Raw genomic sequence first — 9,362 nt, forward strand, 5'->3', positions numbered from 1 at the left:
GCCGGCGGCATTCCCGGGGGCCGGGGAACAGAGCCGTGGTGCTGCGGTCCGGCCCCGGCGTACGCTCGCTTCATGGGGATTGATGCGGTGGTGACCGTGCTGGTCTGCGTGGGCGTGGTGTTGGCGGCGATCTGGGCCGGAACCCGGATGGTGTCGCGCGGCGGCATGGCGAAGGGCGCCACCGGCACGTTCGGGAGTGTGCTGGGCATGATCGATCCGGCCACCGGCGCGCCGACGAAGGTCGAGGCCGCGGCCGCACGGGAGGAAATGAAACAGCAACGGCACGAGGTCTACTCGGAAGGTCCGGGCGGGCACGGCGTGGACCTCATCGGTGGAAAGGTGAGGCTGCCGAAACCCGATAGCAAGCTGCCTTAGTAAGAAACAATGCGGCGGGCCGCAGGCCCTGCGGGTAGGATTTTCTGGAACCAGTAATCCGGCTCACAGTATCCAGCGCAGTGTACGGGCCACCACCATGTCCAGAGGTTGTTTTTCTTATGGTTGACACTGCACATTCAAGCGCCGATCTCGCCGCGGAACTCCGGGCGGACGTCCGCCGGGTGTCCACGCTCCTCGGCGAATCGCTGGTCCGCCAGCACGGCCCGGAGCTGCTTGCCCTCGTGGAGCAGGTCCGTTTGCTCACCAAGGAATCCAAGGAAGCCGCCCGCGGCGGTGCCGACGCCACCGGTCCCTGGAGCGCGCACGACGTCGTCGCCCAGGTCCGCGAACTGCTCGCCTCCCTGCCGCTGGACGAAGCCACGGAACTGGTCCGCGCCTTCGCGTTCTACTTCCACCTCGCCAACGCCGCCGAGCAGGTCCACCGCGTCCGCGGGCTGCGTACCCGCAAGGAAAAGGACGGCTGGCTGGCCCAGGCCGTGGCCGACATCGCCGGCGAGGCCGGCCCCGGCGTGCTGCAGGACGTCGTCAACGGCCTGGACGTGCGCCCCATCTTCACCGCCCACCCCACCGAAGCCTCGCGCCGCTCGGTACTGGACAAGATCCGCAAGCTCTCGGACGTCCTGGCCGAGCCCACGGCGGACGGCACCTCCGCCCGCCGCCGCCAGGACCGCCAGCTCTCCGAAATCATCGACCAGATGTGGCAGACCGACGAACTGCGCCAGGTCCGCCCCACGCCGGTGGACGAGGCCCGCAACGCGATCTACTACCTCAACAGCATCCTCGGCGACGCCATGCCGGAAATGCTCACGGACCTCTCCGAACTGCTCGCCGAGCACGGCGTCACCCTGCCCGCGCAGGGCGCCCCGCTGCGCTTCGGTTCCTGGATCGGCGGCGACCGCGACGGCAACCCCAACGTCACCGCCGCCGTCACCCGCGAAATCCTGCAGCTGCAGAACCAGCACGCAGTCCGCCTCAGCATCTCCCTGGTGGACGAGCTCATCTCCGTGCTGTCCAACTCCACCGCGTTGGTGGGTGCCGAGCAGGAGCTCCTGGACTCGATCGCCGTCGACCTCAAGAAGCTTCCCGGCTTGGACAAGCGCGTCCTGGAACTCAACGCCCAGGAGCCGTACCGACTCAAATTGACCTGCATCAAGGCCAAGCTGATCAACACCGGCCGCCGTGTGGCCTCCGGCAGCTACCACGAGCCCGGCCGCGATTACGCCACCACCTCCGAGATGCTCGGCGAACTCGAACTGCTGGAAACCTCGCTCAGGAAGCACTCGGCGTCGCTCGTTGCGGACGGCGCGCTGGCCCGGGCCCGCCGCACCCTCGCCTCCTTCGGCCTGCACCTGGCCACCCTGGACATCCGCGAGCATGCAGACCACCACCACGACGCCGTCGGGCAGCTCATCGACCGGCTCGGCACCGAGGGCCCGTACGCGGAGCTCAGCCGGGAGGAGCGCTTCAAGCGACTGAGCGTCGAGCTGGCGTCCCGCCGTCCGCTGTCCGGCCACCCGATCAAGCTCGACGGCGCCGCGGACGGCACGTACGACGTCTTCCGCAGCATCCGCCAGGCCTTGCAGACCTACGGCCCGGACGTCGTCGAGACCTACATCATCTCCATGACCCGCGGCGCGGACGACGTGCTCGCGGCCGCAGTGCTGGCCCGTGAAGCCGGCCTCGTGGACCTGTTCGGAGTCGCTCCGCACGCAAAGATCGGCTTCGCGCCGCTGCTGGAAACCGTGGAGGAACTGCGGGCCTCGGCCGAAATCGTGGACCAGTTGCTCTCGGACCCCTCGTACCGCGAACTGGTGCGCCTGCGCGGGGACGTGCAGGAAATCATGCTGGGTTACTCGGATTCCAATAAGGAGTCCGGCGTGATCACCAGCCAGTGGGAGATCCACAAGACCCAGCGCAAGCTGCGCGACGTCGCCGCAAAGCACGGCGTGAGCGTCCGGCTGTTCCACGGCCGTGGCGGTTCCGTGGGCCGCGGCGGTGGACCCACCTACGACGCCATCATGGCCCAGCCCAACGGCGTCCTCGAAGGCGCCATCAAGTTCACCGAACAGGGCGAAGTCATCTCGGACAAGTACTCCCTGCCGGAACTGGCGCGGGAGAACCTGGAGCTGTCGCTGGCCGCCGTCATGCAGGGCTCCGCGCTGCACCGCACCCCGCGCACCTCCGAGGACCAGCGCGAACGCTACGGCGAGGTCATGGAGACCATCTCCGACGCCGCGTTCGACCGCTACCGCTCCCTGATCGACGACCCCGAGCTGCCCGCCTACTTCCTGGCCTCGACGCCGGTGGAGCAGCTCGGCTCGCTGAACATCGGCTCGCGCCCGTCCAAGCGCCCCGACTCCGGCGCGGGGCTGGGCGGCCTGCGCGCCATCCCGTGGGTGTTCGGCTGGACCCAGTCGCGCCAGATCGTGCCGGGCTGGTTCGGCGTGGGCTCCGGCCTGAAGGCCGCCCGCGACGCCGGCCGCGGCGCCGAACTCGCCGAGATGATGGACGGCTGGCACTTCTTCCGCTCGGTGATCTCGAACGTGGAGATGACGCTGGCCAAGACGGACATGGACATCGCCGGCCACTACGTCTCCTCCTTGGTCCCGGCCGAACTGCACCACCTGTTCAAGGCCATCCGCGCCGAGTACGAGCTCACCGTGGCCGAGGTGGAGCGGCTCACCGGCGAGTCCGAGCTGCTCGAAGCCCAGCCCACGCTCAAGCGCTCGCTCGAAATCCGCGACCAGTACCTGGACCCCATCAGCTACCTGCAGGTGGAGTTGCTGCGCCGCGTCCGCGAAGCCTCCATCTCCGGGGCCGAGATCGACGAACGCCTGCAGCGCGCCATGCTCATCACCGTCAACGGCGTAGCTGCCGGCCTGCGGAACACGGGGTAAGTGCCGCTAGGGTTGATGGGTGCCGTCTTTCCAAGCCAAGTTGAAGATCACCGGGTTGCGGCCCGGCAATGAGCCTGAGTCCGTCATGGCCTCGGCCGTCGAGGCTTTGGAGACGCGGCACCATGTGGAATCAGACCAGCTGGGCATTGTGGGCGGGGTTCCGCAGATCGTCCTGCGCTTCCTCGTGGAGGCGCGCGACTACCAGGGCGAGAACAGCGAAGCCCGCCTCTCGGCTGAGATGATGCGCGACGCCGTCGAACGCGTTGCGATGACCGCTTCCCTGTCCGTGCTGCGCCGCAGCCGCGGCAAGTGGATGCCCGTCTGAGAAAGAGCGAACGCCATGACCTTCCTTGACCCTGCCCTCGTGCTGGACACCCTGCCCCAGATGCTCCTCGACGTGGGCGCGATCGAGCGCAACATCGCCATCAAGGAGGCCTGGACCCGCGACCACGGGATGGTCCTGGCCCCGCACATCAAGACCACCATGACCGAGGAGATCGTGCGCCGGCAGCTGCCCGGTTGCTGGGGCGTCACCGTGGCCACCACTGCCCAGGCCGCGCAGGCCGTGGAATGGGGCGCCACCCGGATCCTGATCGCCAACGAGGTGCTGTTCCGCAGCCACCTCGAACAGCTGCGCTCCATGCTCACGGAGTCGCCGGAACTGGAGATTTACGCGCTGGTGGACTCGGCCGCGGGAGTTGCCGCGGCGGCGGACGCCTTCGAGGGGGCGGGCCGGACGCTCCGGGTGCTCATCGACGTCGGGATCACCGGCGGGCGCACCGGTATCCGCACGGCGGACGAGGCCGGGCCGCTGGCGGCGCTGGTGTCCGCAGCCGACGGGCTGCTGCTGGCCGGTGTCAGCGCGTACGAGGGCGTGGCTCCGAACGTGCGCACGGAGGAGAACCTGGCCGTGGTCGACTCGCACTGCCGCCTGGCGCGGGATGTCTTCGAGTCGCTTGAGTATGAAGTGGAGCAGCCGGTGTTCACGGTGGGCGGCTCCGCGTTCCAGGACCGCGCCGCGATGTTCCTGCCGGCCGGCGCCGTGAACGTGCTGCGTTCTGGCTGCTACGTGGTGCACGACCACGGCACCTACGCCGGCGTCTCCCCGGTGCCCGGCCTGGAGGCCGCCGCGGTGGTTCGCGCGCTGGTGGTGTCCGCGCCCGAGCCGGGCCGCGTGATCCTGAATGCCGGCAAGCGCGAACTTGCGTACGACGCCGGGCTGCCGGTGATCGTGGCACACCACCGCGGCGGGGCGCTGCTTTCCGGCGGGGCGGCTTCGGCAGCCACCCTCACCAAGCTGTTCGACCACCACGCGATCGTCGACGACGCCGAGGGCTTCGAGGTCGGGGACACGGTGGACCTCGGCATCTCCCACCCCTGCTCGGTGTTCGACCGCTGGCGCGAGGTGATCGCGGTGGGCGCGGACGGCGTCGAGGTCTGGAAGCCGGCCTTCTAGGGTTCCCTTCTAGGGGTCCGGGGGAGTGTCCAGCGGTTCGTCCACGGGCGAGCGGTTGCCGCGCCTGCGCGTGACGATCACGCCGACCAGGAGGCCGATCACGAGGCCCGCGCCGACGCCGATCAGTGAACTCGCCCAGAACGGCAGCTTGGTGGTGGAACCAGCGAAGTAGCCCAGCCCCGTCTGCCAGACCGCCCATAGCACGCCGCCGAGCGCGGCACACAGGCTGAACCCGCGGGCGGAGACGTCGGCAATCCCGGCAGCGGCCGACGTCGCGAGCCGTCCTCCGGGGATGAAACGGGCGCCGATGATCGCACCGTAGGTGGAGGAGCGGCCGGCCTTGGCGATGGCTTCGTGGATGCCCCGGTGCACCCGGCGGCCCCACTTCCAGCGGTCCAGCACGTGGCTGAGGCGGCGCTTGAAGAGCTGGAACACCACGATGTCGCCCAGCCAGGAGGCACTCGCGGCCACGAGGCCGACCAGCCAGGGGTTGACCGTTCCCTGGGCGGCCAGCGCGCCCCCGGTGATGACCGCCATCTCCGACGGCACGGGCGGGAACACGGCGTCGCCCAGGACCATGGGGATGATCCAGAGATAGATCGCGGCGCCCCAGCCCTCGGCCGTGCTCAAGTCCATGCGCACAAATTACCGCACTTCCGGGGCGCTGGCCCCGCGCGAACTGGCAGCTGTTGACCTTAAATCCGCGCGCAAAGGTCATCTGCTGCCGGTTCGCTTCGTGGCTTGCGGTGCAAGACTGGGACCATGCGGATTGAACTTGTACAGGGCGACATCACTACTCGCACCGTGGACGCCATCGTCAACGCCGCCAACTCGTCGCTGCTCGGCGGCGGGGGAGTGGACGGCGCCATCCACCGCGCCGCCGGGCCGGAACTCCTGGCGGCCTGCAAAGAACTGCGGCGCACGGAACTGCCGGACGGGCTGCCGGTGGGCGCCGCCGTCGCGACCCCCGGGTTCCGGCTCCCCGCGCGCTGGGTGATCCATACCGTGGGCCCGAACCGGCACGCCGGGCAGACCGATCCCGCGCTGCTCGCGTCCTGCTTCCGGGAGAGCCTTTTGGTTGCTGACTCGCTGGGGGCGGCGTCGGTGGCGTTCCCCGCGGTCAGCGCCGGAATCTACGGCTGGGACGCCCGTGAGGTCGCCGAAACAGCGTTCGACGCCGTGACCGCCTTTGCTGCCTCGCGCGAGGAACGCGGCGAGGACGTCGGGGTGGAAGTGGTGGAGTTCGTGCTGTTCAGCACGGAGATGGTGGAGGTCTTCCGGCAGGTGCGGGAAGGCGGTCCTGCGTGGGGGTAGATCCGGTCGTGCGGGACGCCTACGGAGAGCGGGCTCCCGAGTATGTGGACCTGTTCGGCTCCGTCGAGGCTGCACATGCCGAGGACCGTCGGCTCATCGGTGAGTGGGCCCGGACTATCGACGGGCCCGTTCTCGATGCCGGCTGCGGCCCAGGGCACTGGAGCGGTTACATGGCGGATAACGGGGCGGAGGTTGAGGGGATTGACCTGGTTCGCGCGTTCATCACCCATGCACGGGCGCGGTTTCCCGAGGTGCCGTTCCGTGTAGGATCGCTGCGGAATCTTGGCGTTTCCGAGGGCCGCTTGGCGGGCATCCTCGCGTGGTACTCCCTGATCCATTTGGAGCCGGAGGACTTGACGGTGGTCCTGCGGGAGTTCGCCCGCGCACTCGCGCCCGGCGGCGGACTACTCGTGGGCTTCTTCGTATCGCCGGAGCTTCGCCGGTTTCCCCATGCCGTGACAGATGCCTACTCCTGGCCTGTCGGCGAGCTCGTAGAGCTGCTTGGCGCGGCAGGATTCTCCCTGGTTGAGAGCCACACCCGGACTGACTCGGGACACCGGCCGCACGGTGCGATCGTCGCGCGGCGGAACCGTGGCTGACTGTCGCGGACCTCACCCCGCCTGCGGCGCTGTGGTGCCCGCCGTCGTCGTCATCTCGTGGGCATGTCCCAGAACCCGGCCCGCACGGAAGTACCAGTAGGGCCACAGCACCCAGCCGGTGGCGCCAAGCGCGATTCCGATGCCTGCGACTGTCCAACGAAGCGCGTCCGGGCCGGGCAGGACGTATCCCAGCCCGGACAGGGGCAGGCCGACCAGCAGTGCGGCGCCGATGAACTTGCCCAGGCGGCCGAGACTCCGCGGGAAGTCTTGGCGCTTCAGGAACTGTCGGTGGGCCAGGAGGAACCACAGGGCCTGGACAGCCATCGCCGAGACCGAGGCGATGGTGGAGGGCGCGAATTCGAGCACCCGGAAGACCAGCAGGAAGGAACTGGCCGAGCCCGCCACGCTGGCGGCTACCACCACCCATTTCAAGGCTTCGTTGCCGCTTCCGGCCGGGAGCCTGCGATGGACCTGAAGGATCACTGGGATGGCGAGGAGATTGAAGATGCCGCCGAGGGCATCGTTGGTGGTGCCGAAGACGTACGGGCCGCCCTTGGGGACCTCAATCGCGTACATTGCGGCGAGGGTGGCGACGCCGGCCACCCCGGTCGCGGCGGCGGTGTAAGCGAAGGCCGAGGCCATGTGGTCGCCGGGAAGTTCGGGTAGCTGCTCACGGCTGTGGTGCTTCATGGATCCTCCTTGGAATCCAGGGCGGCGCTGGCCGCAAAGCGATGAAATGGCCCCAGCAGTCCAATGGTATTCCCGCGGGCTGCCCCGGGGCAGGGGCGCCGGGGCTTAGTCCGCAAGGACCTGGAACATCAGATGGTCCTGCCAGCGGCCTGCGATGTTGAGGTATTTCGGCAACGGCCATGGTGGCCAGGCCGCGTCCGTTGTGCTCCTGACTCACCCAGTACCCGATCCCACCCGACTTCAAAGCACCTCTGACGATGCCGCCGATGTTGATCCGCCCTGCCAGTCCGCCGTCGGGGGTGGTGATTGCCAGCGGAACCATGGTGCCGGCATCAAAGGCCTGCAGGGCTTCACTGACGAGGCGGTGTTGGGTCTCCGCAGTGAAGAATTCGTCGTCGCGCAGCGGATCCCACGGAGCGAGGAAGTCGCGATTTTCGGTAAGAACCTTGGCGAAGACCGGGGCGTCTTCCAAGGTGACAAGTCGAGTGGTGGCCATTGGAATCCTCCTCCGCCTACCGTGCCTCGCTGAGCTCCAGCCGGCTGCGGTATTCCACCGGCTGCTTGCTGATCGGGTCCACGAAGCGGATGCCGCGGGCCAGGAGCTGCAGCGGCTTGTCGTAGTTGTCCGGCGCCTTGTCCAGGAGCTCGGGATAGAACGCATCGTTCACGATCCCCAAACCCAGCGACGCCATGTGCACGCGCAGCTGGTGCGTCTTGCCGGTGTGCGGCTCCAAACGGTACAGGGCGCGGCGGCCGGCCGCTCCGCCGTCGAACGCTTTCAGCTGCTCGATCCGCGTCTCGGTGTTCGGCTCACCCTCGACCACCTTGGCAAGCAGGTAGTCGCGCGACTTCACCATCCGGTTGCGCACCAGCGCGGGGAAGACGACGGCGGGATGTCCCGGCGCGGGCGCGGCGGCGGAGACGCACTCGTACTCCTTCTGCACCTGCCGCTTCTCGAACAGCACCTGGTACTTGCCGCGGGTTTCCGGGTTGGTGGAGAGCAGCAGGACGCCGGCGGTCATGCGGTCGAGGCGGTGCATCGGGATAAGGTCGGGCAGGCCCAGCTGGTTCCGCAGGCGGACCAGGGCGGTTTCCTGGATGTAGGTGCCGCCCGGGGTGGTGGGCAGGAAGTGTGGCTTGTCCACCACCAGCAGATGCTCGTCCTGGTGCAGGATGTTGATCTCCACCGGCAGCGGCGTCTCCTGCGGGAGGGTCCGGTAGTACCAGATGAAGGTGTGGTCCTCGAGCTTCGTGTGCCGGCTCAGGGGTACTCCGCCTTCGCCCACGATCTCGCCGGCGTCGAAGCGGTCCTCAATGCCGCTGGGGTCGATGTGGCCCCAGCGGTGCATCATGTAGTCCATTGCCGTGCTCCACGGCCCTTCGTCCGGAAGGCGCAGGCGGGTGGCGTTCACGCCGTCGCGCACGGGAAGGGGGGATTGCATCACCGGACAATTCTACGTGGGCGGCACGGCCCGGATTCCACGGCGCGGCTCTTGCCGCCCGCGCGTAGGCTGATCGCATGACTGATTTCCGGATGGACCACGTAGGTGTCACCGTGCAGGATCTCGACAAGGCCCTGGCCTTCTTCCAGGCTCTGGGCTTCGAAGTGGAGGGGCGTTCGGAGATCGGCGGGCCCTGGGCGGACAGGGTCAACGGCCTCGACGGAACGCGCGTCGACATGGCGATGGTGAAGCCGCCGGGCGGCGGCACCAAGCTGGAGCTCACCCGGTTCATCTCGCCGGAACCCGTAGGGGAAATGGACAAGCCGGTGAACTCCTTCGGCTTCAGCCATGTCTGCTACCAAGTGGACGATGTCGACGCCGTCATTGCCCGGGCCCGCGACGCCGGCTACGAGCTGGTCCGGGAGCTCGTGAATTACCAAGACGTCTACCGCCTGGCGTACATCCGAGGACCCGAGGGCCTGCTAGGGCGTGTCTCTAAATTCGGCCCGGCGCTCTTTGGCATGCTTGTTGGGTGTCTCGTTTTGCGCAGCTGACTGATGAGCAGTGG

11 protein-coding genes are annotated in these 9,362 nt (G+C 68.3%); 7 read left to right on the top strand and 4 right to left on the bottom strand.

All coding sequences use genetic code 11. The features are described 5' to 3' along the window. Positions 1–72: 72 nt before the first annotated feature. The 4 genes from D3654_RS15375 to D3654_RS15390 all read left to right on the top strand — a co-directional run bounded on the left by D3654_RS15375 (position 73) and on the right by D3654_RS15390 (position 4,749). The gene (locus D3654_RS15375) at positions 73–375 is read left to right on the top strand and encodes a hypothetical protein (RefSeq protein WP_162943757.1); all 303 of its coding nucleotides are present in this window, start codon (positions 73–75) and stop codon (positions 373–375) included. Between the two features lie 119 nt (positions 376–494). Then, positions 495–3,293: a phosphoenolpyruvate carboxylase gene (gene ppc / locus D3654_RS15380; protein ID WP_120522342.1), complete on the top strand. Its 2,799-nt coding sequence runs from the start codon at positions 495–497 to the stop codon at positions 3,291–3,293. Between the two features lie 19 nt (positions 3,294–3,312). Continuing rightward, positions 3,313–3,618, top strand: coding sequence for a hypothetical protein (locus D3654_RS15385; RefSeq protein ID WP_120522343.1), 306 nt, complete (start codon positions 3,313–3,315; stop codon positions 3,616–3,618). A gap of 15 nt (positions 3,619–3,633) precedes the next feature. Beyond that, complete coding sequence (locus D3654_RS15390) at positions 3,634–4,749, top strand: alanine racemase (protein WP_120522344.1); 1,116 nt, start codon at positions 3,634–3,636, stop codon at positions 4,747–4,749. A gap of 9 nt (positions 4,750–4,758) precedes the next feature. Here D3654_RS15390 and D3654_RS15395 read toward each other — a convergent pair whose 3' ends face one another. Beyond that, positions 4,759–5,385 carry a DedA family protein gene (locus tag D3654_RS15395; protein WP_120522345.1) on the bottom strand — a complete coding sequence of 209 codons (627 nt, stop codon included), beginning with the start codon at positions 5,383–5,385 and terminating at the stop codon, positions 4,759–4,761. A gap of 126 nt (positions 5,386–5,511) precedes the next feature. Between D3654_RS15395 and D3654_RS15400 the strand changes: the two genes are divergently transcribed. Together D3654_RS15400 and D3654_RS15405 are read left to right on the top strand one after the other, a co-directional pair. Further along, positions 5,512–6,063, top strand: a complete 552-nt coding sequence (locus tag D3654_RS15400) for an O-acetyl-ADP-ribose deacetylase (RefSeq protein ID WP_120522346.1) — start codon at positions 5,512–5,514, stop codon at positions 6,061–6,063. Further along, positions 6,054–6,662: a class I SAM-dependent methyltransferase gene (locus D3654_RS15405; protein WP_120522347.1), complete on the top strand. Its 609-nt coding sequence runs from the start codon at positions 6,054–6,056 to the stop codon at positions 6,660–6,662. The genes D3654_RS15400 and D3654_RS15405 overlap by 10 nt, the downstream gene beginning before the upstream one ends. A gap of 12 nt (positions 6,663–6,674) precedes the next feature. On the opposite strand, the gene D3654_RS15410 is transcribed toward D3654_RS15405, so the two are convergent. From D3654_RS15410 to D3654_RS15420, 3 genes are read right to left on the bottom strand one after another with little or no spacing between them, the layout of a single operon-like run. Beyond that, on the bottom strand, positions 6,675–7,352 hold the full coding sequence (locus D3654_RS15410; RefSeq protein WP_120522348.1) for a hypothetical protein: 678 nt from the start codon (positions 7,350–7,352) through the stop codon (positions 6,675–6,677). Further along, positions 7,333–7,848, bottom strand: coding sequence for a GNAT family N-acetyltransferase (locus D3654_RS15415; protein WP_205571825.1), 516 nt, complete (start codon positions 7,846–7,848; stop codon positions 7,333–7,335). The genes D3654_RS15410 and D3654_RS15415 overlap by 20 nt, the downstream gene beginning before the upstream one ends. A gap of 16 nt (positions 7,849–7,864) precedes the next feature. After that, positions 7,865–8,794, bottom strand: coding sequence for an RluA family pseudouridine synthase (locus tag D3654_RS15420; protein ID WP_120522356.1), 930 nt, complete (start codon positions 8,792–8,794; stop codon positions 7,865–7,867). Positions 8,795–8,871: 77 nt separating this feature from the next. Here D3654_RS15420 and D3654_RS15425 point away from each other — a divergent pair, with 77 nt between their 5' ends. Next, a complete protein-coding gene (locus D3654_RS15425) occupies positions 8,872–9,348 on the top strand; it encodes a VOC family protein (RefSeq protein ID WP_120522349.1) in 477 nt (158 codons plus the stop codon). Positions 9,349–9,362 lie beyond the last annotated feature (14 nt).

The organism is Arthrobacter celericrescens, assembly GCF_003614925.1.
Taxonomy (GTDB): Bacteria; Actinomycetota; Actinomycetes; order Actinomycetales; family Micrococcaceae; genus Arthrobacter; species Arthrobacter celericrescens.

What these genes read in the sequence shown, in the direction of transcription:
- D3654_RS15375 (WP_162943757.1), top strand. Translation starts at nt 73, where the DNA reads ATGGGGATTGATGCGGTGGTGACCGTGCTGGTCTGCGTGGGCGTGGTG.
- ppc (WP_120522342.1), top strand. Translation starts at nt 495, where the DNA reads ATGGTTGACACTGCACATTCAAGCGCCGATCTCGCCGCGGAACTCCGG.
- D3654_RS15390 (WP_120522344.1), top strand. Translation starts at nt 3,634, where the DNA reads ATGACCTTCCTTGACCCTGCCCTCGTGCTGGACACCCTGCCCCAGATG.
- D3654_RS15395 (WP_120522345.1), bottom strand. Translation starts at nt 5,385, where the DNA reads ATGGACTTGAGCACGGCCGAGGGCTGGGGCGCCGCGATCTATCTCTGG.
- D3654_RS15400 (WP_120522346.1), top strand. Translation starts at nt 5,512, where the DNA reads ATGCGGATTGAACTTGTACAGGGCGACATCACTACTCGCACCGTGGAC.
- D3654_RS15410 (WP_120522348.1), bottom strand. Translation starts at nt 7,352, where the DNA reads ATGAAGCACCACAGCCGTGAGCAGCTACCCGAACTTCCCGGCGACCAC.
- D3654_RS15415 (WP_205571825.1), bottom strand. Translation starts at nt 7,848, where the DNA reads ATGGCCACCACTCGACTTGTCACCTTGGAAGACGCCCCGGTCTTCGCC.
- D3654_RS15420 (WP_120522356.1), bottom strand. Translation starts at nt 8,794, where the DNA reads ATGCAATCCCCCCTTCCCGTGCGCGACGGCGTGAACGCCACCCGCCTG.
- D3654_RS15425 (WP_120522349.1), top strand. Translation starts at nt 8,872, where the DNA reads ATGACTGATTTCCGGATGGACCACGTAGGTGTCACCGTGCAGGATCTC.